Genomic DNA, 21,668 nt, shown 5'->3' with positions numbered 1-21,668 from the left:
ATCATGCACAGTCCGCGCATCGTCGTCGTCGGGTCGTTGAACGCCGACCTCGTCGTCCGTACCGCCCGCTTCCCCCAACCCGGCGAGACGCTCACCGGTTCCGAACTCGCCGTCATCCCCGGCGGCAAGGGCGCCAACCAGGCCGTCGCCGCCGGACGACTCGGCGGCGACGTCACGATGGTCGGCGCGGTCGGTGACGATGCGAACGGCTCGATGCTGCTCGAGTCGCTCTCGGACGCCGGCGTCGACGTGACCCGGATCGCGCGCCGGGACGACACGGCGACGGGCACTGCGGTGATCACCGTCGACGATGCCGGCGAGAACACGATCATCGTCTCGCCAGGAGCCAACGGGACGCTCGCGCCGGAGCGGATCGGCGAGGCGTGGTCGGCACTGGACGGTGCCGGGGTCGTCTGCCTCTGCCTCGAGGTCCCACTGGAGACCGTGCTCGAGGCCGCGCAGCGCGGTGCAGCGGCAGGCGCGGTCGTCCTCCTCAACCTCTCCCCCTTCGGCCCCGTGCCCGAGGAACTGCTGCAGGCGACGGGCGTGCTCCTCGTGAACGAGCACGAGGCGGCCGAGCTCTCCGGCGTCGATCCCGAGGAGTCCGGTTGGGCGGCGATGGCCTCCGCACTGCGCGACCAAGGTGTCCGACGAGCCGTCGTCACGACCGGGGCGGCCGGGAGCGTCGTCATCGACGAGGGGACCGATGCGGTCGTCGTCCGTTCGCCGAAGGTCACGGCGGTCGACACGACCGGCTGTGGCGACGCGTTCATGGGCGCCCTCGCCCGCAGGCTCGCCGCCGGGGACACGCTCGTCGACGCGGCACGGTTCGCCTCGGCGGTCGGGAGCTATGCGGCGACTGGAGACGGCGCGCAGGCCTCCTACCCCAGCGAGGAACAACTCACGGCGTTCCGCGAGCAGCATCCCGTCGCTACCGACTGAGCTGCGGTCTGCCAGGACGCCCGTGACCCCGGAACCTCGGGGGCGCGGGCGTTCTCGCATGACCCGGGCGTCGGAGTCCGATTCCGAGCGACATGGAGTGCGATCGACCACTCGACAGGGTGACCGCCGGAGACAGAAGAAGGCGGCACCCATTGGGGGGAATGGGTGCCGCCTCTGCAGCGCCGGATTGGGGGGAATCGCTGGCACTGCATGCACGAATAAGTATTCGGCCGGGTTCAAGTGTACGCCAGTCGACCCGGAACACAAGCATTCCGGTGCCCCCAGATCGAGTGGTTTCCCTACCATGCCCAGATCATTCACAGACTGGTCGCCGGAGTTTGTTCGGATGAGTGACAAATCCGCGAGCGAGAACGCGCTACGCTCGTGCATGGCACGGACCCGACCGCCGACGCGCGGACAGGTCAGGAACGCGGATTCGCAAGGGAGCGAGAGACACACGATGAGCACTCACATCGACAGCCTGCTGCACGAGGATCGACGGTTCCCGCCGTCGGAGGCGTTCGCCGCGCAGGCGATCGCCGACGCCGGACTGTACGAACAGGCCTCGGACGACCGACTCGCGTTCTGGGCGGACCAGTCCCGCGAACTGCTCACCTGGATCAAGCCGTTCACCAAGACCCTCGACTGGACGAACCCGCCGTTCGCGACCTGGTTCGAGGACGGCGAGCTGAACGTCGCCTACAACTGCCTCGACCGACACGTGGAGGCCGGCAACGGCGACCGCGTCGCGCTGCACTGGGAGGGCGAGCCGGGCGACAGCCGCTCGATCACGTACGCCGAGCTCACCGCAGAGGTCAAGCGCGCGGCGAACCTCTTCACGAGCCTCGGTGTCTCAGCCGGGGACCGTGTCGCCATCTACCTGCCGATGATCCCCGAGGCCATCGTCTCCATGTTGGCCGTCGCGCGCATCGGCGCGGTGCACTCCGTCGTCTTCGGCGGGTTCAGCGCCGACAGCCTCCGTTCCCGCATCGACGACGCCGAGGCGAAACTCGTCATCACGGCCGACGGCGGCTACCGCAAGGGCAAGGTGTCCGCGTTGAAGCCGGCCGTCGACGCCGCGCTCGCCAGCCGTGGAGAGCTCCCGGAGCAGGCGACCGTCGACCACGTGCTCGTCGTCCGTCGCGGCGAGAACGACGTCGAATGGACCGCCGGACGCGACCTGTGGTGGCACGAGGCGATCGCCGACGCGGAGCCCGAGCACGACGCGCAGCCGTTCCCCGCCGAGCAGCCGCTGTTCATCCTGTACACCTCGGGCACCACGGGCAAGCCGAAGGGCATCCTCCACACCTCGGGCGGGTACCTCACGCAGACGGCGTTCACCCACAAGAACGTCTTCGACCTGCACCCCGAGACCGACGTCTACTGGTGCACGGCCGACATCGGTTGGATCACCGGGCACAGCTACGTCACCTACGGCCCCCTCGCCAACGGTGCGACCCAGGTGCTCTACGAGGGCACGCCGGACGCCCCGCACCCGGGCCGCTGGTGGGAGATCATCGAGAAGTACGGCGTCAGCATCTTCTACACGGCGCCGACCGCGATCCGCTCGTTCATGAAGCTCGGCCGGACCATTCCCAAGCAGTTCGACCTCTCGTCGATCCGCCTCCTCGGCTCGGTGGGCGAGCCCATCAACCCCGAGGCGTGGATGTGGTACCGGAAGATCATCGGGAACAAGCTCGCCCCGATCGTCGACACCTGGTGGCAGACCGAGACGGGCGCGATCATGGTCTCGGCCCTCCCCGGTGTCACCTCCACGAAGCCGGGCAGCGCGCAGGTGCCGATCCCCGGCATCTCGATCGACGTCGTCGACGAGGCGGGCGAAGCCGTCGGTGCCGGTGGCGGCGGGCTGCTCGTCGTGACCGAACCCTGGCCGTCGATGCTCCGCGGGATCTGGGGAGACCCGGAACGGTTCAAGGAGACCTACTGGGAGAAGTTCTGGGACGTCGAGGGCGGACCGTTCTACTTCGCCGGCGACGGCGCCCGGCTCGACTCGGACCGCGACGTCTGGCTGCTCGGCCGCGTCGACGACGTCATGAACGTGTCCGGGCATCGGCTGTCGACCGCGGAGATCGAGTCCGCGCTGGTCGCCAACGAGATGGTGGCCGAGTCCGCCGTCGTCGGTGCGGCAGACGAGACGACGGGCCAAGCGGTGGTCGCGTTCGTCATCATCAAGGAGTCGCACCTCGAGCAAGCCTCCGGGCTCGCGGACATCACGGGCGCCCTGCGCAGCTGGGTCGGCGAGCAGATCGGGCCGATCGCCCGACCGCGCGAGGTCTACCTGGTGAACGAGCTGCCGAAGACCCGCTCGGGCAAGATCATGCGTCGCCTCCTGCGCGACGTCGCCGAAGGCCGGGAGGTGGGCGACACCACGACGCTCGCCGACACCACCGTCATGCAGATCATCACCGACAAGATGGTGAAGAACAGCTAGGTCGATGCTCGAAGCACGAGAGCCGGACGGAATCTGGGATTCCATCCGGCTCTCGTGCGTCTGACGCAGGGACTCGCTACGCGAATTCGACGATGAGCTCCACCTCGACGGGCGAGTCGAGCGGGAGCACCGCGACACCGACAGCCGAACGGGCGTGCACGCCGAGGTCGCCGAAGATCTCGCCGAGGACCTCGGAAGCGCCGTTGATGACGCCGGGCTGGCCGGTGAACGCGGGGTCGGAGGCGACGAAGCCGACGACCTTCACGATGCGGGTGACGCGGTCGAGCGAACCGATCTGGCTCTCCACCGCGGCGAGCGCGTTGAGGGCACAGGTGCGGGCGTAGGCCTTCGCGTCGGCGGGCGAGATGAGGCCGTCGCCCTCACCGACCTTGCCGGTGGCCGGGAGCTTGCCGTCGGTCATCGGCAGTTGACCGGAGGTGAAGACGTGGTCGCCGGACACGACCGCGGGGATGTACGCGGCCACGGGCGGGACGACGGTGGGCAGGGTGATGTCGAGCTCGGCGAGTCGATCGGCGATCTGGGACATGGGGCTCCTCCGGGGCGTGCGGTCAGTCGGCGATGGGTCGTTTGAGGTAGGCGACGAGGCCACCCTCGGGACCGGTGACGACCTGGACGAGTTCCCAGCCGTCTCCGCCCCAGTTGTTCAGGATGGCTGCCGTGTTGTGGATCATCAACGGCGTGGTGAGGTACTCCCAGCGGGTCATGTCTCTCCTCGATCGGGCGCTCCACACAGTGAGGCGGATGCGCAGGGGACGGACGTGGCGAACACCGGGTGAAGCTCGCTCACAGTTTCCCCGCTTACCTTCGATCCTATGCCTGAACCACGTACCCCCGCGAAGACGGTCGTGCAGAGCGTCCTCGGCTTCGTCGGCCTGAGCGTCGCCGCCGGTGTCCTCGCGACCGCTGCGGTCACCCCCGCCATCGCGATGACGGGCCTCGCCACGTCCACGGGCATCACCGTCTTCGACGGTCTCCCCGACTACCTCCAGCTCGACTCGCTCGCCCAGAAGTCGAGCATCTACGCGAAGGACTCCGCCGGCAACCCGGTACTCCTCGCCTCCTTCTACGACCAGAACCGCATCGAGGACAGCTGGGACCAGATCTCCCAGTTCGCGAAGGACGCGGCCGTCTCGGCCGAGGACCCGCGCTTCTTCGATCACGGTGGTATCGACCTCGCGGGCACGGTCCGCGCCGTCGTCAACAACGCCGCCGGCGGGTCGACGCAGGGTGGCTCCTCGATCACGCAGCAGTACGTGAAGAACGTGCTCGTGCAGAAGGCCGAGGCGATCCCCGATGCGGCCGAGAGCAAGAAGGCCTACGAGGAGGCGACGGCGACGACCCCGGAGCGCAAGCTCAAGGAGATGCGGCTCGCGATCGGTCTGGAGAAGACGTACGGCAAGGAGGACATCCTCCGCGGGTACCTCAACATCTCCGGGTTCGGTGGTCGGGTCTACGGGATCGAGGCCGCCGCGAACTACTACTTCAACACCACCGCCGCAAACCTCACCCTGGAACAGGCGGCGACGCTCCTCGCGATCGTCAACAACCCCGAGAACCTCCGCATCGACAAACCGGACAACGCCGACAACGGGGCCGCGAACGGATACGCCCTGACGAAGACCCGCCGGGACTACGTCCTCGACCAGATGCTCAAGGAGGCGAAGATCTCCCAGGAGCAGCATGACGCCGCCATCGCGGTGCCGGTGACACCGACGATCGTGCCGCCGGTCACCGGCTGCTCGGCTGCCGCGTCGGCGGCCTACTTCTGCGACTACGTCACCAATGTGCTGCAGAACAACGAGATCTTCGGTGCCACCCAGGAGGAGCGCTGGACGAACTTCAAGCGCGGCGGGTACAGCGTCTTCACGACCCTCGACCTCGATCTGCAGGGCGCCTCACAGGCCGCGATCGACGAGTACGTGCCGAAGACCACCACCGAGGCCGACCTCGGCGCCGTCTCGGTGAGCGTGCAGCCCGGTTCGGGACGCATCCTCGCGATGGCGCAGAACAAGGACTACTCACAGGACCCCGACGTGCTCGCGACGGGCGCCAACTACAGCGCCATCAACTACAACACCGATCAGGCCTACGGCGGTTCGGCCGGGTTCCAGCCCGGGTCGACGTACAAGATCTTCACCCTCACCGACTGGCTGAAGGCGGGCAAGGGTGTGAACGAGTCGATCAACGCGAACCGCCGATCCGACTGGGGCACCTTCAAGAACAGTTGCGTCCCCGGCGGGACGGAGCAGGCCGACGCCGGATGGAGCCCACGGAACGACGAGGGTGAATCCGGTTCGTACACGGTCCGTCGGGCCACGCAGCAGTCGATCAACACGGCCTTCATCGCGATGGCGCAGGAGCTCGACCTCTGCGACATCAGCAAGACGGCCGAGTCGATGGGTGTGCACCGCGCCGACGGGGCACCGCTGAACAACTCCCCGGCCACGGTGCTCGGCACGAACGAGGTCGCTCCGCTGAGTATGGCGACGGCGTTCGCGACCCTCGCCGCCGGCGGCAAGACCTGCGACCCGATCGCCATCGACTCGATCACGAAGCCCGACGGCTCCTCCGCCGAGGTCCCCTCGGCGAACTGCCGCCAGTCCGTCGACGCGAAGGTGGCGGCCGCCGCCGACGACGTCCTCCAAGGGGTGGTCTCGAACGGCACCGCCTCGGCCTCCGGCAGCCGCACCGACGGGGTCGGCGAACTGATCGGCAAGACCGGGACGACCGACAACGCCGAGGCGACCTGGATGAGCGGCGCGAGCACGACCGTCGCGACGGTCGTCGGCACGTTCAACGTCTCCGGGCACGTCAACCTCCGCGACACCTACATCGACGGCACGCAGGTCGCGTCGATGCGCCACCTCATCTGGCCGGAGATCATGACGGCCGCCCTGGCGAAGTATCCGGGCGGCGACTTCCCTGAGGCCGACCGCGCCACGCTGCAGGGCGACGGATCCGGTGGCAGCGGAGAGGATGCGACCCCTTCGCCAGCACCGACCGCCGACCCGACGCAGGCACCCACCCAGGCGCCGACACCGGCACCGGGCGACGAGGGCGGCACCGGGGGGACGGGTGAACCCGGCGAGCCGGCCGCACCCGGGAACGGCAACAACGGCAACGGCACCGGCACCGGCAACGGCCCTCCGGATTGATCGGACGGACGGCGGGCGGGACGGTCGGTCTCCCGACCTCCCGCCGCCGGCCCGACAACGATCGGGTTTCGACACCGCCCTGAGCGGGCCTTTTTCAGGAATGTCGCTTAGCATCGATCCATGCCTCAACAACATCGCACGGCCACCGGTGTGCTCGGCGGCCTCCTGGGCTTCCTCGGGCTGAGCGTCGCGGCGGGTGTCCTCGTCACCGCGACGGTCACGCCGGCCCTCGCCGTCACCGGGATCGCGACCAACAGCACGATCAACGTGTTCGACGGTCTCCCCGACTACCTGGCCCTCGACGAGCTGGCGCAGAAGTCCAACATCTACGCGACGGACAGCGCGGGCAACCCGCAGCTGCTCGCGTCCTTCTACCAGCAGAACCGCATCGAGGTGGGCTGGGACCAGATCAACCAGTTCGTCAAGGACGCGGCGATCGCCGCTGAAGACCCGCGCTTCTACGAGCACGGCGGCGTCGACCTGACCGGAACGATCCGAGCCGTCGCGATCAGCGCCACGGGGCGCGATCTGCAGGGTGGATCGTCGATCACGCAGCAGTACGTGAAGAACGTGCTCGTGCAGAAGGCAGAGGCCATCACCGACGAGGCCAAGATGAAGGCCGCGTACGAAGAGGCGACGAAGACGACTCCGGAGCGCAAGCTCAAGGAGATGCGCATGGCCATCGGCCTGGAGAAGCGCTACGGCAAGCAGGACATCCTGCGCGGCTACCTGAACATCACCGGCTTCGGCGGGCGCGTGTACGGGATCGAGGCCGCCGCCAACTACTACTTCAACACGACCGCCGCGAACCTCACGCTCGAGCAGGCGGCGACGCTGCTCGCCGTGGTGAACAACCCGTCGAACCTCCGCTTCGACCAGCCCGAGAACGAGGTGAACGGCGCGGCCGACGGCTACAGCAAGACGAAGGACCGCCGCGACTACATCCTCGGCAAGATGCTCGCCGAGAAGAAGATCACCCAGGAGCAGTACGACGCGGCGATCGTCACCGTCATCACCCCGACGATCACGCCGTCGAGCACCGGCTGCATCACGGCCGTGAACGTGAGCCCTGGAGCGGGCTACTTCTGCGACTACGTGACGCGGGTCTTCCAGAACAACCCGATCTTCGGCGCGACCGAAGACGAGCGCTGGGCCGCGTTCAACCGCGGCGGCTACGACGTGTTCACGACCCTCGACCTCGACGTGCAGTACTCGGCACAGACCGCGCTCGACGCCTACATCCCGCACGCGAGCGACCAGCTCGACATCGGTGCGGTGGCGGTGACCGTCCAGCCTGGAACCGGGCGCATCCTCGCCATGGCCCAGAACAAGGACTACGCGAGCGACGAGGACACCCTCGCCCTCGGGTCGAACTACTCGGCCGTCAACTACAACACCGACGTCGACTACGGCGGATCAACCGGCTTCCAGCCCGGATCGACGTACAAGACCTTCACGCTGGCCGAATGGCTGAAGGAAGGCCACGGCCTGAACGAGGGCGTCGACGGCCGCAAGCGATCGCCGTGGGGCACCTTCAAGGACTCCTGCGCCGACGGCGGCACCGTCTACGCCGGCTCCGACTGGAACCCCGGCAACGACGAGGGTGGCAACGGTGGCCAGTACACCGCACTCCAGTCGACGAAGCAGTCCATCAACACCGGCTTCATCGCGATGGCGAAGCAGCTCGACCTCTGCGGCATCCGCAAGACGGCCGAGTCGATGGGTGTGCACCGTGCAGACGGCGGACCGCTGCTCCAGTCCCCCGCGACCGTCCTCGGCACCAACGAGGTCGCACCGCTCAGCATGGCGACCGCCTTCGCGACCTTCGCGTCCGGCGGCACCACCTGCGACCCGATCGCGATCGACCGCGTCGTGAAGCCCGACGGCACCGAGATCCCGGTACCGGCGGCCAACTGCCGGGTCGGCCTCGAGGCGAACGTCGCGGCCACCGCCAACGTCGCCCTCCAGGCCACCTTCAACGGCGGCACCACGAGCTCTTCGCGCGTCGGCGACGGCATCCCGCTCATCGGCAAGACGGGTACCACCGACAACAACGAGGCGACCTGGATGAGCGGTGCCAGCACCCAGGCCGCGACGATCGTCGGTGTCTTCAACGCGACCGGCCACGTCAACCTCCGCCGCACCTACTTCGACGCGGGCCAGGTGGCCACGATCCGACACAAGATCTGGCCGCGGATCATGGCGACCGCCAACGCCAAGTTCGGTGGCTCGGCGTTCGGCGACCCGGATCCCTCGCTGATCAACGGTCAGTCGGTCCAGGTGCCCGACGTCGCCGGCAAGACGATCGAAGAAGCGCAGAAGCTGCTCGAGGACGCCGGCTTCGGCTTCGCGAACGGCGGCGCAGGTGACTCTGCGCTGCCGGCCGGGCAGGCTGCCAGCACGAACCCCTCGGGCACGGTGCCGAAGGGCTCCATCGTGACCGTCTACACCAGCAACGGCCTCCTGGCGACCGTCCCCGACGTGAGCGGCGCCGCGAGTTACGACGAGGCCAAGGCGGCTCTCCAGAGCGCCGGGTTCGCGAACGTGGGCCAGAAGTGCGCGGTCGATCCGGCAGCCACGACCCCGAAGGTGACGGGGGTCGATCCCCCGGCGGGGACGGCGGCGCGCAAGGACGGCAAGGTCACGGTGACGGTCTCCAAGACCAGCTGTTAGCGGTTCGCGTCAACCAGAAGGGCCCGGTCGGACATCCCGACCGGGCCCTTCGGCGACCTCCACGAGAGGCGCTCCGAGGGTCCTCGGAGGGCGCACCCGGTACGCTCGGGGGACGGTCGGAACCACCCGACGACCGAGAAGGAGACGATCGATGGCGGCACCCATGAGCACCGGCGGCAGACTCGGCACCGCGGCGGCCGTCGTGGCCGGCCTCGGCGCCCTCACCTTCGGGTACGCGTCCCTGATCGAACGCAACGCCTTCACGCTCCGCAGGGTGACCGCTCCGGTCCTGGCACCGGACGCCGAGCCGATCACCGTGCTCCACCTCTCCGACCTCCACATGGCTCCGTGGCAGCGTCGCAAGCAGGCGTGGTTGCGCGAGCTCGCCGAGCTCCGCCCGGACGTCGTCATCAACACCGGCGACAACCTCGGCCACGAGCACGGCATCGACGGCATCCGTGCCGCCCTGTCCGTGTTCGCCGGCGTCCCCGGCGCGTTCGTGCACGGCTCGAACGACTACTACGGTCCGAGCGCGAAGAACCCGTTCAAGTACTTCACGCAGACCTCCTCCAAGCACGTCTCCCCGACGACGCTCGACACCGGCGCCCTCGAGCGGTTCTTCATGGAGGACCTCGGCTGGCTGGACCTCAACAACGCGGTCGGCGAGATCACCGTCCGCGGCACACGACTCGACCTCTTCGGCGTCGACGACCCGCACAAGCACTTCGACCGCTTGGACACACTGACGGCCCTCATCGACGAGCGGCTCGACGCGGAGACCCTCGCGACCGATGACCCTGCCTTGGCGCACACCGTGACGGTCGGGGTGATGCACGCCCCGTACCGCCGCGTGCTCGACGCGTTCGTGACGCAGGGGGCCCAGTTCATCTTCGCCGGACACACCCACGGCGGCCAGGTCTGCGTGCCCGGCTACGGCGCACTGGTGACGAACTGCGACATCCCTCGCAAGCAGGTGAAGGGGCTGAGCGTGTGGCGCCATGCGCTCCGCTCCGCGTACCTCAACGTGTCGGCGGGTCTCGGGACGTCCATCTACGCACCGGTGCGCTTCGCGTGCCGCCCGGAGGCGTCGCTCGTGACGCTGCTCCCCCGCCGTACCGTGGTCTGAGGCGGCTCGGGGCGTACGCCGCCCTTCGACAGGCTCAGGGACCGTGGGGGCGAGCGGAGCGCCCTTCGACAGGCTCAGGGACCGGAGGGGGTGGAGGGAGTGCCCTTCGACAAGCTCAGGGACCGAGGGGTGAGAAACAGAGAAGCCCGGTCGGATGATTACTCATCTGACCGGGCTAATACTGTCGGGGTAGCGGGATTTGAACCCACGACCTCTTCGTCCCGAACGAAGCGCGCTACCAAACTGCGCCACACCCCGATGGCCCGAAGGCCTTGTCTAGGATAGCCGATTTTTCAGCGGCTGTTCGCCACTTCCGAGAATCGGCCGATCCTGGACCGGATCGATCGGGCGGCGCCGTCGACGCCCGACCGGTCCGCGATCTCAGGCCTGCTGGCGGCGGCGCACGAGGACAGTACCGAGCGCTGCGGCACCGACGGCGAGGAGTCCACCGGCAGCCCACGGGAGGGCCGTTCCGGCGAAGCCGGTGTCAGCGAGGGCGTCGCCGCCGGCCGACGGGTCGGACGCGGAAGCGGCAGCAGCGGCCTCGGCCGGGTCGAGGACCGTGAAGTCGGACGAGTCGCTCACGGCACCCTGGGTGGCCGTCAGCGTGTAGGTGCCGGCGGGGTCGGCTGCGGTGTCGATCGAGACGTCGATGTCACCGGCCGCGTCGGCGACGGTCGACAGCGTGCGGGTCGATCCGCCGGCGGCGGACGAGTCGATGGTGATCGACACGGTCTGGTTCGCCGCCCAGAAGTCCGAGCAGGAGTAGGTGACGGCTGCACCCCGGGCGACGCTCGCGGGCGTGATCGAGTTGCAGCTGCCGGGTCCGTAGCTCTCACCCTCGACGGCGTTGGCTGCGGTGGGCAGCGCGACGACGGCGAGGAGGACGAGTGCGGCGGCGGAGAGAGTTCGGTTCATGTGCGTGCCCCTAGGTGTGCGGATGGCGCATGCGGTGCGGTGACGCGTCATGCGGACAGTGGGCCTGGAGCCGAGCACTGGTCACTCGTGGCCTCCATGGCCGTCATCATGCTAGGGCAGCGGTTGCCGGCGGGGCCGCCGAAAACCGCGGAATTCCGCGGATGTGACCACCTTTGGGGGTAGGGGCGCCCCGACCGTCCCGGGCCCGCGAGACGTACTCGCGGACCCGGGGCCGGGTGACCCGATCAGGCGGTCTTGCGGCGACGGACGGCGAGCGCGGAGACGACGCCGGCGCCGACGACGAGCAGGCCGCCACCGATCCACGGCAGGGCTCCACCGTCGAAGCCGGTCGAGGCGAACTCGCGCTCGGAGACCTGGAAGGAGGCGCTCTCGGTGGTCGCACCCTGGGTGGCGGTCACCATGCAGGTGCCCGACTTCGTCGCGTCGGTCGAGATCGTGACGGCGAACGCGCGAGCGGTGTCGGCGCTGAACGTCCCGGAGGTGGGGACGGCGCTCTGGCCGGCGGCCTGCTCGGTCGTGCCGGCGGTGTTCGGCTTGGCGGGGGCGGGCACGCTGCAGCCCGGTCCGTCGACCGTGACCGTCACCGGGGTGCCGGGGTCGAAGGTTCCGTCGCAACGGAACACGGTGGACTCCCCCTGGGTCACCGAGACCGGGGTGAGCGTGGCACAGCCGGCAGGGCCGTACGTGGACGAGTCGGTCGCTGCGTTCGCCGCGGTCGGGACCGCGAAGACGGCGAGCAGGCAGAGCGATGCTAGGGCAAGGGTGCGCTTCATGTGTGTATCCCCAAGGAACGTCGAGTACCCCTGCGTCCGCCGATTTCGGGTGGGCGTCCGCGCGAGGTTCCCCAGGGTCACGAATTCGGGTGCGTGGCTTCCTGAGGTGTTGTCATGCTATGTCAGGAGCCACAGCGAGGGAAGGTCGAAATCGTCGTTTTGCCCGTGATTCCGGGGGTTGTGACCAGGTTTGGGGGTACGTCGGAGGCCTTCGGAGCGACCACCGTGAAGACGAGTTCGGTGGATGCCCCCGGAGTGAGGGTCACGTCGGTCTGCGCGTAGAGGCGACCGTTCGGGTCGGTCACCGCCTTGACGGGGAGGTCGGTTCCGTCGCTGGCACCGAGGAGGGCTGCGCCGAGTGGTCCATGGATCACGACGCGCGTCGCGATGTCGCCGGGAGGGGTGCCGAAGCGTCCGCCCGCGGTCACGTAGTCGGGCAGGGACGTCGCGGCGTCCGCCGGCGCCGTGGAGGTCAGCGTGACCGCGACGACGTATTCGGCGCCCTGGCTCGTGCAGCGGGCGTCGCGGAGGTCGACCTTCGTCTCCAGGTAGTAGTCCATCTTCGCCCGGGTGAGGTCCTCGAGGTACACCCCGGTGTACACGGCGTCGTCGTCGGTCGCGGGCGGGATCCCGGCGAGCGTCGTCTGGGCGATGAGCGTCTGCTCGGCGGGGACGGCACTCCAGAGGTGGAGCCGGTTCTCCTCAGCGGATGCGGACAGCGCCTCGACGAGCGCGGCGGGGTCCGGTGACCGGGAGATCATGGTCTCGAACACCGAACCCGAGACGGCGGCGAAGAAGGCGTCCTGGACGAGCCGGTCCGGGAACCGCGCGTAGACGTCGCTCAGGAGTGTCTTCGGGGCGTTGTCCGCGGTGAGTTCGGAGCCGTCCGGCAGGGCGACCGGGCCGGTCGCCTGCAGCAGGTGCGCGAGGACGTAGGGGTCGATGGCGACCACGGTGTCGATGGGCACACCGAACACCCGGGTGCCCATCGCGGCGGCGAGTTCGCCCGTCCGGCTGAAGTCGACCGTGAGGTTGGTGTCCTGGATGTAGGTGCCAAGGTTGTCGGTGTACACGTTCTGCTCGAACGGCGTGAGCGGCAGGACCGGGGCCGGGAACTTGGAGAAGTCGTCGCTGCCGCGGGTGCCGGCGAAGGAGATGACACCGTTCTCCGCGTGGATGAGCGCCACGGCACCGGCGATACCGCCGCTCGAGCGGACCTCCGCGTTGTTCTGGATCATCACCATGATGTTCCGCGGTCCCGCGCCACCCGCCATGTCGGGCAGGAGGGCTGTGGCGCGCGCGGCGGTGTCGAGCATCGTGCTCGCTCCGTCGAGCGTCCGCGTGAGCTTCTCGACGGCGTCGGCGACGACCGGGAGGGCGCCGTCCGTGCTGATCGTGTCGACGCGACCCGCGATGGCGTCCGCGGCGGCCGCGGCTTCGGCGACCGTCGGAGCGACGTCGCGCAACGGCTCGGTGGCGATCGACCCGTCGCCGGGCAGGAGCGAGGAGAGGTTGACACGACCGGCGATCTCCACGACCGACGGGATCACGTGGACCGCCACGTCGTCGGTCGCGGCTGCGGCCTCACGGACCGCGGAGAAGTTCACCCCGAAGAACGGGAGGATCTCGGCGGTCCGCCAGACCGGATCGCTCGTCAGGGAGACGGCCTCACCCGTGTGTGCGGACAGCGACTGCCGGGTGGCGTCCGTGCCGCTGGCGTCGCCGGCGAGCACGGCCGTCTGGAGGGTCTTGGCATCCGCCTGAGCCGCCTCGAGGGCGGACTTCGCGAGGGACGCCCGGACACCCAGCCACGCTCCGAGGGCGAGGACGACGAGCAGCACGGCCAGTGCGATCCACCAGAGGCGGGACCGTCGGCGACCACTCGTGGGGATGCCGGCCGTCGCCGGGCGTGGGTCAGCCAAGAGTGCTCCTTGTTCGGGTAGGCACAGCCTAGCCGCCAGTCGACGGGCGGAACGGGGCCCTGCACGCCCCCGTTTTGGGGCAAGCAGCCGCCCGTCGCCCGGGCTGGGAGCGCCCCATGGCCTACGATTACGAGGTGCCGACGGCACGCCCGCCGACCGATCTGGAGCCGCACCGCAGATGACCCGCACACCTCGAATCGTCATCGGGGTCCTGCTGCTGGTCTGCCTGTGCGTCATGCTCGGGATCGCGTTCTGGCCGACGCCCGTCGACGCCGGCGGTCGCGACACCCTGCTGGCGCTCATCGATCGGCTCCAGGCCGCCGGAGCGCCGTCCTGGTTCGACTACCGCTTCGTCGAGTCCGCGGCGAACGTCGTCCTGTTCATCCCACTCGGCGCGCTCCTCGCGCTGGAGCTGCCACTGAAGCTGTGGTGGATCGCTCCGTTGACGACGACGACGTTCTCCGTCGCCATCGAGCTCGGCCAGACGCTGCTCCCCGCTCGGGTCGCGACGATCGCCGACGTCTACGCGAACGCCGCCGGAGGGCTCCTCGGCGCGACGATCGTGCTCGTCGTCCGACTCCTCGTCAGCGCTCAGGGGCGACCGAGACCGACGTAGCGCCAGCCGGCACCACGCCACGCGTCGACGTCGAGGCAGTTGCGGCCGTCAACGACGATCTTGCCGGCGGTCAGCGCTGCCACCGCCTCCGGGTCGAGGGCGCGGAACGCCTTCCACTCGGTCACGACCACGACGATGTCGGCGTCGGTCACGGCCTCCTCGGCGGACTCCGCGAACATGAGCTGCGGGTGGAGACGACGCGCGTTGGGCACGGCCTCCGGGTCGAAGGCGAGGACCTTCGCACCGAGACCGTTCAGGCCGACGGCCACGTCGAGGGCCGGCGAGTCACGGACGTCGTCACTGTCGGGCTTGAAGGCGAGCCCGAGCACCGCGACACGCTTCTGGTAGGCGCTCCCGCCGAGCTCCTCGACGACGAGGTCGACGACCCGCTGACGGCGACGGAGGTTGATGGCGTCGACCTCCTTCAGGAACGCCACCGACTCGCCGCGGCCCAGCTCCTCGGCGCGCGCGGTGAACGCGCGGATGTCCTTCGGCAGGCAACCGCCGCCGAAGCCGACGCCGGCGTTCAGGAAGCGACGGCCGATCCGCGCGTCGTACCCGATCGCGTCGGCGAGTTCGGTGACGTCCGCGTCCGTGACCTCGGCGATCTCCGCCATGGCGTTGATGAACGAGATCTTCGTGGCGAGGAACGCGTTGGCGGCGACCTTGACGAGCTCGGCGGTCGAGTAGCCGGTGGCGACGAGCGGCGTCCCGGTGGCGAGCGCCTGCGCGTACACCTCGTCGAACGCGGCACGGGCGACGGCGGCGTCCTCGGGGGCCGGCGGCAGGCCGTAGACGAGCCGGTCGGGCGCGATGGTGTCCTGGACGGCGAAGCCCTCGCGGAGGAACTCGGGGTTCCAGGCGAGCACGGCACCCGTGGGGGCGACGAGTTCGGCGAGGCGCGCCGCGGTGCCGACGGGAACGGTCGACTTGCCGACGACGACGTCACCGGCCGACAGGTGCGGGAGGAGCGCCGTCACCGCGGCGTCGACGTAGCGCAGATCGGCCGCGTTGGACCCCGCCTTCTGCGGCGTTCCGACCGCGACGAAGTGCATGGTCGCCCCGGCCGCGTCGGCCATGTCGGTGCTGAACCGCAGGCGACCGGACTCGACACCGGCCAGGAGGAGTTCCGGTAGTCCGGGCTCGAAGATCGGCGAACGACCGGCAGCGAGCGCCTCGATCTTCGCGGGGTCGACGTCGATGCCGACGACCTCGTGACCGATCGATGCCATGGCGGCCGCGTGCACGGCCCCCAGGTAGCCGCAGCCGATGACGGAGAGCTTCATGCGTGTGATCCTTCGCTGATGGGTCGGACGGTGGGAGAGGAGGAGGAGAGTCGGCCGCCGGACTCCTGCAGGTAGCAGACGCCGCAGAGCGATTCGTAGGTGACCGTGGTGCCGTCGATGGCGACCTGGTCGCCGTCGAAGACGAAGGTGTCGCCGAAGCGGCGCCCGTTGAAGATCGCCTTGCGTCCACAGCGGCAGATCGTCTTCAGCTCCTCGAGGCTGTGCGACACCTCGAGCAGGCGGCGACTCCCCGGGAAAGCGACGGTCTGGAAGTCGGTGCGGATGCCGTAGGCGAGGACGGGGATACCCTCCAGGAGGGCGATCCGCAGCAGGCCGTCGACCTGCCCGGCGTGCAGGAACTGCGCCTCGTCGACGAGCAGGCAGCTGACGTCCGCGCCGGTCTCCGCGACGACCCGTCGGCGGTGCTCGGCGAACACCTGGACCGCGTCGTCGTCCGGACCGAGCAGGAAATCGGCGTCGCGGGTGACGCCCAGGCGACTCACGATGGCGGCGTCGCCCTTGGTGTCGAGCGACGGCTTGGCGAGGAGCACACGGTGACCGCGTTCCTCGTAGTTGAAGGCAGCCTGGAGCAAGGCGGTGCTCTTGCCGGAGTTCATCGCCCCGTAACGGAAGTACAGTTTCGCCACCAGGCAAGCTTAGGGTTCCGAGACGGCACCTGTTGCATCGCTGACGACGACCGTCGACGCCTGTTCACACACCTTGGGGCGGATGAGGCCGGGCTAGAGCGAGATGTCGAGCGCCTCGGCGGTGCTCTCGAGCACCTCGGCGGCCCTGGCGGGGACGTCGTTCAGCGTCGAGCCGTACGTCGGGATCATCTCGCGCAGCCGTGGCTCCCACGCCGTCATGCGGTCGGGGAAGCACTTGCGCAGCACGTCGAGCATGATCGGGACCGCCGTCGAAGCACCGGGCGACGCACCGAGGAGACCGGCGATCGTGCCGTCGGCACCGGTGATGACCTCGGTCCCGAACTGCAGGACGCCGCCCTTGTCCTTGTCCTTCTTCATGACCTGAGCACGCTGGCCGGCCTCGATGAGGTACCAGTCCTCGTCCTTCGCCGTCGGCAGGAACTCCCGCAGGCTCTCCATCTTCTGCGACCGGGACTGCAGGAGCTGCCCGACGAGGTAGGTGATCAGGCTCGGGTTGTCCTTCGCGACCGCCAGCATCGGGAAGAGGTTGTGCGGGCGGACCTGGGTGACGAGGTCGAGGATCGAACCGCGCTTGAGGAACTTCGGGCTGAACGTCGCGTACGGGCCGAAGAGGAGGCTCGCCTGCCCGTCGACGACGCGGGTGTCGAGGTGCGGGACCGACATGGGCGGCGCGCCGACCGAGGCCTGGCTGTAGACCTTGGCCTGGTGCTTCGAAACGACTGCGGGGTTGTCGGTGCGGAGGAACTGGCCACCGATCGGGAAGACGCCGTAGCCCTTGATCTCGGGGATGCCGGACTTCTGCAGCAGCTTGAGCGCCCATCCGCCGGCTCCGACGAACACGAAGCGCGCGTTGATCTCCATCGGCGAGCGACCGAGCGTCTGCCTGCCCCGGATCCGCCACCTGCCGTCTTTCAGGCGCTTGAGCGAACGGACCTCGTGGTTCAACCGCACATGGGCGGACGGTGCCGCGTCGAAGAGCTTGTGGGTGAGCGAACCGAAGTCGACGTCGGTGCCGGCCGTGATCCGTGTGGCGGCGATGCGCTCGCCGACGGCACGACGATTGATGAGCAGCGGTGCCCACTCGGCGATGACCGCGGGGTCTTCGGAGAACTCGATGCCGGCGAACAGCGGCTGGTCCTTGAGCGCCTCGTACCGCTTCCGCAGGTACTCGACGTCCTTCTCGCCGCGGACGAAGGTCATGTGCGGCGTGGGGTTGATGAACGTGTCGGGCTCGCCCAGCAGGCCCTCTTCGACGAGGTGCGCCCAGAACTGGCGGCTGAGCTGGAACTGCTCGTTGATGCCGATGGCCTTGGCCGGGTCGACCTGGCCGTGGGCATCCTGCGGCATGTAGTTCAGCTCGCACAGCGCCGCGTGGCCCGTTCCAGCGTTGTTCCACGGGTTGGAGCTCTCGAGCGCGACGTCGCTCAGCCGCTCGTAGACCTCCACCTTCCAATCAGGCTGCACCTGGTGGATGAGGGCGGCGAGCGTGGCGCTCATGATGCCACCACCAATGAGGGCTACGTCGATGGTTTCGGTCACCAGAGCAGTCTAGTCGCGGCGAGGCACGAGCTCTCCACCCGCGCGAGGTCAGTGATCGTCACTCGGCGGATAGCTCGATGTCGAGACAGTTGCGCACGGCGTGCGCAGCGTCCGCTCGACTACCGCGTGGGGCCTCAGCGTCCGGGGAGTGCGGGCGACAGGGCGTCGAGTTCCTCGAGCATCCGTTGCGCGATGTGCGCGTACCCGGCGTCGCTCGGGTGCAGACCGTCGGCGGAGATCCAGGCCGCGGGATCCTCGTCGAGCCAGTGCGACGCCCCCGAGATGTAGTCGGCGTCGATCGTGTCGGCGGCATCGTGGACCCACCCGATGATCTGCTCAAGCGAGTCGGGACGCTCCGCCGTGAACCACCAGGGTTCTACGACGACGATCCGCGTTCCGGGCAGACCGTCGCGCAGGCGCTGGAACTCCGGCAGGATCGCCTTCCGGATCGCCTCCTCGTTGCCCGTCCATTCGAAGTTGTCGTTGATGCCGAGCGCGACGATGAGGACCTCGGGGTGCTGCGCGATGACGTCGCCCGCGACGTCGCCGACCTGGTCGCGCTTGCGGACGAAGCCGAGCCCCGGGTACCCGGCGTTGTACTCCGTCCACCCCTCGGCCTGGGCGACGAGCGAGGACCAGCGGGCCGCGGGTGCAGACGCTGCGGACCCCTTCGTGTACGAGTCGCCGTAGAACGCGACCAGCGGACCGACCGCCACCTCCGAGCCGGACCCGGCACGCGCGACAGTGGTCTGCTGCACGTCGGCACGCAGACCACTCACGGTGACGACCGCAGCGACCGCGACGGCGGCGGCGATGAACGCGACGAACCAGCGTCGGCGCAGGCGTGGGCGCGACATGTCTCCCCTGTCGGGTTCCAGGGAGCCCGTCAGACCGACGCGGGCTGCGCGAGCAGCTCGGCGGCGACGAGTTCGGCGATCTGGACCGCGTTGAGTGCTGCACCCTTGCGGAGGTTGTCGTTCGAGATGAAGAGCACGAGGCCCTTGCCGGCCGGTGCACTCTGGTCGGGCCGGATGCGCCCGACGAACGACGGGTCGGCACCGGCGGCCTCGAGGGGCGTCGGGACCTCGGAGAGCTGGACACCCGGGGCGTCGCGCAGCAGCTCGGTCGCGCGCTCCGCCGACAGGTCGTTCGTGAACTCGGCGTTGATCGAGAGCGAGTGGCCGGTGAAGACCGGCACGCGCACACAGGTGCCGGAGACGAGCAGCTCCGGGAGCTCGAGGATCTTGCGGCTCTCGTTGCGGAGCTTCTTCTCCTCGTCGGTCTCCCCGAGGCCATCGTCCACGATGGAACCGGCGAGCGGGATGACGTCGAAGGCGATCGGTGCGACGTACTTCTCGGGTGCCGGGAAGTCGATGGCGGAACCGTCGTGCACGAGGCGCGTGAGGTCGCCCTGGGCGACGGCGGCCTCGATCTGGCCGGCGAGCTCGGCGGCACCGGCGAGACCGGAACCGGACACGGCCTGGTACGTGTTCACGATGAGGCGCGACAGCCCGGCCTCGGCATCCAGCACCTTGAGCACCGGCATGGCGGCCATGGTGGTGCAGTTCGGGTTCGCGACGATGCCCTTCACCGCGTCCTTGATGGCGTGCGGGTTCACCTCGCTGACGACGAGCGGGACCTCGGGGTCCATGCGCCAGGCGCTGGAGTTGTCGATGACGAGCGCACCGGCGGCGGCGAAGCGCGGGGCCTGCGTCCGCGAACCGGTCGCGCCGGCGGAGAACAGGGCGATGTCGATGCCACTGGGATCAGCCGTCTCGACGTCCTCGACGACGATGTCCTGGCCGCGGAACGGCAGGGTCGTGCCCGCGGACCGCGCGGTCGCGAAGAAGCGGATCTCGCTGATCGGGAACTCGCGCTCCTCCAGCAGGCGGCGCATGACCTTGCCGACCTGACCGGTCGCTCCGACCACACCGACACGTACACCGTTGCTCATGGGGATTCCTCTGGGATCAGGGGTTGTTGTGAACCATCTTGCATCAGGATCGGCCGTGCCGACCCCCTGGGTGGACCATCCGGTCCTTCAGGCGACCGTCAGGCCCCTCAAGCGACCGTCCGGTCCCTCAGGCGACCATCCGGTCCCTGAGCTTGTCGAAGGGCGGAGCCCTAGCGGCCCGTACCGCCGTGGACGACGGCTTCGTCCTCGCCGTCGAGACCGAACGCGGAGTGCACCACGTTGGCGGCCTTGTTCAGGGTGTCGGCGCGCGTCACGACCGAGATGCGGATCTCGCTCGTGGAGATCATCTCGATGTTGATCCCCGCAGCGCTGAGCGCCTCGAAGAGCTTCGCGGACACACCCGTGTTCGTGCGCATGCCGGCGCCGACGAGCGCGAGCTTGCCGATCTGGTCGTCGTGCTGGATGGCCGAGAAGCCCACCCGCCCCTGTTCGGCGGCGAGGGCACGCAGCACCTGCTGCGCCTCGGGCTTCGGGAGCGTGAAGGAGATGTCGGTGACACCGGAGACGGCGGTCGACACGTTCTGCACGATCATGTCGACGTTGCCGCCGGACTTCGCGACGATCGTGAAGATCTCCGCCGCCTTGCCGGGCAGGTCGGGGACGCCGACGACGGTGATCTTCGCTTCGCTGAGGTCGGTCGCGACTCCGGCGACGATGGGCTGCTCCATGGGTGCCTCACCTGCTCCTGGGTTGTTGCGGCCCGCATCGTTCAGGACGAGCGTGCCTTCGTTGTTGTTGAAGGACGAGCGGACGTGGAGCGTCACGCCGTGACGGCGTGCGTACTCGACGGCGCGGATGTAGAGGACCTTCGCGCCCGAGGCCGCGAGCTCCAGCATCTCCTCGCTGGAGATGCGGTCGATCTTGCGCGCCTTCGGCACGACCCGTGGGTCTGAGGTGAAGATGCCGTCGACGTCGGTGTAGATCTCGCAGACGTCGGCGTCGAGGGCGGCCGCGAGGGCGACGGCCGTGGTGTCCGAGCCGCCTCGTCCGAGCGTCGTGATGTCGCGGGTGTCGCGGTTGAAGCCCTGGAACCCGGCGACGATGACGATCGCGCCGTCGTCGAGGGCCTCGCGCAAGCGGACCGGGGTGACGTCGACGATGCGGGCCGCGCCGTGCTGGGCGTCCGTGATCATGCCGGCCTGGCTGCCGGTGAAGGAGCGCGCGACGTAGCCCATGCTGCTGATCGCCATCGCGAGGAGCGCCATCGAGATGCGCTCACCACTCGAGAGGAGCATGTCGAGCTCACGGGGTGCCGGGATCGGCGTGACCTCGTGGGCGAGGTCGAGCAGTTCGTCGGTCGTGTCGCCCATCGCCGAGACGGCGACGACGACCTCGTTGCCCGCCTTGCGGGTCTCGACGATGCGCTTCGCCACGCGCTTGATGCTCTCGGCGTCAGCGACGGAGGACCCGCCGAACTTCTGCACGATCAATGCCATCGGATCTCCTGGGGAAGTCGGTGCGGGCACGAGCGGCCCCGCGATCATCCTACCCATCCGTGCATTCCGCGCCGTTCATGTGACGAAGGGCACCCTCACCCGGTTCGCGACCGCCGTGACCGGCCCCGGACGGTGGCACCCGCTG

Annotated in this window: 17 protein-coding genes and 1 tRNA gene; 6 read left to right on the top strand and 12 right to left on the bottom strand. The window is 69.0% G+C overall.

The window, feature by feature from the left end; translation table 11 throughout:
- Nucleotides 1–3 precede the first annotated feature (3 nt).
- Together QRN27_RS12585 and acs are read left to right on the top strand one after the other, a co-directional pair.
- Nucleotides 4–942 carry a ribokinase gene (locus QRN27_RS12585; RefSeq protein ID WP_285042521.1) on the top strand — a complete coding sequence of 313 codons (939 nt, stop codon included), beginning with the start codon at nt 4–6 and terminating at the stop codon, nt 940–942.
- Nucleotides 943–1,402: 460 nt separating this feature from the next.
- The gene (acs, locus tag QRN27_RS12580) at nt 1,403–3,394 is read left to right on the top strand and encodes an acetate--CoA ligase (protein ID WP_285042520.1); all 1,992 of its coding nucleotides are present in this window, start codon (nt 1,403–1,405) and stop codon (nt 3,392–3,394) included.
- 76 nt (nt 3,395–3,470) lie between these two features.
- Here acs and QRN27_RS12575 read toward each other — a convergent pair whose 3' ends face one another.
- Nucleotides 3,471–3,941 (bottom strand): RidA family protein, encoded by a 471-nt coding sequence (locus QRN27_RS12575; RefSeq protein WP_285042519.1) that lies wholly within the window; start codon nt 3,939–3,941, stop codon nt 3,471–3,473.
- Nucleotides 3,942–3,963: 22 nt separating this feature from the next.
- Complete coding sequence (sp36, locus tag QRN27_RS12570) at nt 3,964–4,119, bottom strand: Sp36 family protein (RefSeq protein ID WP_164488328.1); 156 nt, start codon at nt 4,117–4,119, stop codon at nt 3,964–3,966.
- A 108-nt stretch (nt 4,120–4,227) separates the two neighbouring features.
- Here sp36 and QRN27_RS12565 point away from each other — a divergent pair, with 108 nt between their 5' ends.
- The 3 genes from QRN27_RS12565 (at nt 4,228) to QRN27_RS12555 (ending at nt 10,369) form a co-directional block, all read left to right on the top strand.
- Nucleotides 4,228–6,570 (top strand): transglycosylase domain-containing protein, encoded by a 2,343-nt coding sequence (locus tag QRN27_RS12565; protein WP_285042518.1) that lies wholly within the window; start codon nt 4,228–4,230, stop codon nt 6,568–6,570.
- A gap of 120 nt (nt 6,571–6,690) precedes the next feature.
- On the top strand, nt 6,691–9,243 hold the full coding sequence (locus QRN27_RS12560) for a transglycosylase domain-containing protein (RefSeq protein ID WP_285042517.1): 2,553 nt from the start codon (nt 6,691–6,693) through the stop codon (nt 9,241–9,243).
- A gap of 151 nt (nt 9,244–9,394) precedes the next feature.
- Complete coding sequence (locus tag QRN27_RS12555; protein WP_285042516.1) at nt 9,395–10,369, top strand: metallophosphoesterase; 975 nt, start codon at nt 9,395–9,397, stop codon at nt 10,367–10,369.
- A 184-nt stretch (nt 10,370–10,553) separates the two neighbouring features.
- On the opposite strand, the gene QRN27_RS12550 is transcribed toward QRN27_RS12555, so the two are convergent.
- The 4 genes from QRN27_RS12550 to QRN27_RS12535 form a co-directional block, all read right to left on the bottom strand.
- A tRNA-Pro gene (locus QRN27_RS12550) sits at nt 10,554–10,627 on the bottom strand.
- A 123-nt stretch (nt 10,628–10,750) separates the two neighbouring features.
- The gene (locus QRN27_RS12545; RefSeq protein ID WP_285042515.1) at nt 10,751–11,287 is read right to left on the bottom strand and encodes a hypothetical protein; all 537 of its coding nucleotides are present in this window, start codon (nt 11,285–11,287) and stop codon (nt 10,751–10,753) included.
- A gap of 245 nt (nt 11,288–11,532) precedes the next feature.
- Nucleotides 11,533–12,081 (bottom strand): hypothetical protein, encoded by a 549-nt coding sequence (locus QRN27_RS12540; protein WP_056014510.1) that lies wholly within the window; start codon nt 12,079–12,081, stop codon nt 11,533–11,535.
- A gap of 122 nt (nt 12,082–12,203) precedes the next feature.
- Nucleotides 12,204–14,003, bottom strand: coding sequence for a DUF4012 domain-containing protein (locus QRN27_RS12535; RefSeq protein ID WP_285042514.1), 1,800 nt, complete (start codon nt 14,001–14,003; stop codon nt 12,204–12,206).
- A 178-nt stretch (nt 14,004–14,181) separates the two neighbouring features.
- On the opposite strand from QRN27_RS12535, the gene QRN27_RS12530 reads away from it, so the two are divergent.
- Nucleotides 14,182–14,619: a VanZ family protein gene (locus QRN27_RS12530; RefSeq protein ID WP_285042513.1), complete on the top strand. Its 438-nt coding sequence runs from the start codon at nt 14,182–14,184 to the stop codon at nt 14,617–14,619.
- On the opposite strand, the gene QRN27_RS12525 is transcribed toward QRN27_RS12530, so the two are convergent.
- The 6 genes from QRN27_RS12525 to QRN27_RS12500 all read right to left on the bottom strand — a co-directional run bounded on the left by QRN27_RS12525 (nt 14,595) and on the right by QRN27_RS12500 (nt 21,523).
- Nucleotides 14,595–15,905 carry a UDP-glucose dehydrogenase family protein gene (locus QRN27_RS12525; protein ID WP_056014500.1) on the bottom strand — a complete coding sequence of 437 codons (1,311 nt, stop codon included), beginning with the start codon at nt 15,903–15,905 and terminating at the stop codon, nt 14,595–14,597. The two genes, QRN27_RS12530 and QRN27_RS12525, sit on opposite strands and share 25 nt — an antisense overlap.
- On the bottom strand, nt 15,902–16,552 hold the full coding sequence (locus tag QRN27_RS12520) for a thymidine kinase (protein ID WP_285042512.1): 651 nt from the start codon (nt 16,550–16,552) through the stop codon (nt 15,902–15,904). Before QRN27_RS12520 ends, QRN27_RS12525 begins: the two co-directional genes overlap by 4 nt.
- A gap of 93 nt (nt 16,553–16,645) precedes the next feature.
- On the bottom strand, nt 16,646–18,112 hold the full coding sequence (locus QRN27_RS12515) for a malate:quinone oxidoreductase (protein ID WP_285042511.1): 1,467 nt from the start codon (nt 18,110–18,112) through the stop codon (nt 16,646–16,648).
- Between the two features lie 134 nt (nt 18,113–18,246).
- Nucleotides 18,247–18,969 (bottom strand): SGNH/GDSL hydrolase family protein, encoded by a 723-nt coding sequence (locus tag QRN27_RS12510; RefSeq protein ID WP_285042510.1) that lies wholly within the window; start codon nt 18,967–18,969, stop codon nt 18,247–18,249.
- A 29-nt stretch (nt 18,970–18,998) separates the two neighbouring features.
- Nucleotides 18,999–20,066: an aspartate-semialdehyde dehydrogenase gene (locus QRN27_RS12505; protein ID WP_285042509.1), complete on the bottom strand. Its 1,068-nt coding sequence runs from the start codon at nt 20,064–20,066 to the stop codon at nt 18,999–19,001.
- A gap of 170 nt (nt 20,067–20,236) precedes the next feature.
- Nucleotides 20,237–21,523, bottom strand: a complete 1,287-nt coding sequence (locus QRN27_RS12500) for an aspartate kinase (protein WP_056014485.1) — start codon at nt 21,521–21,523, stop codon at nt 20,237–20,239.
- Nucleotides 21,524–21,668: the final 145 nt, after the last annotated feature.

Origin of the sequence: Plantibacter sp. LMC-P-059a (assembly GCF_030209505.1) — a bacterium.
In the GTDB taxonomy this organism is placed as follows: domain Bacteria; phylum Actinomycetota; class Actinomycetes; order Actinomycetales; family Microbacteriaceae; genus Plantibacter.
This window is presented reverse-complemented; position numbering and strand designations above follow the sequence as displayed.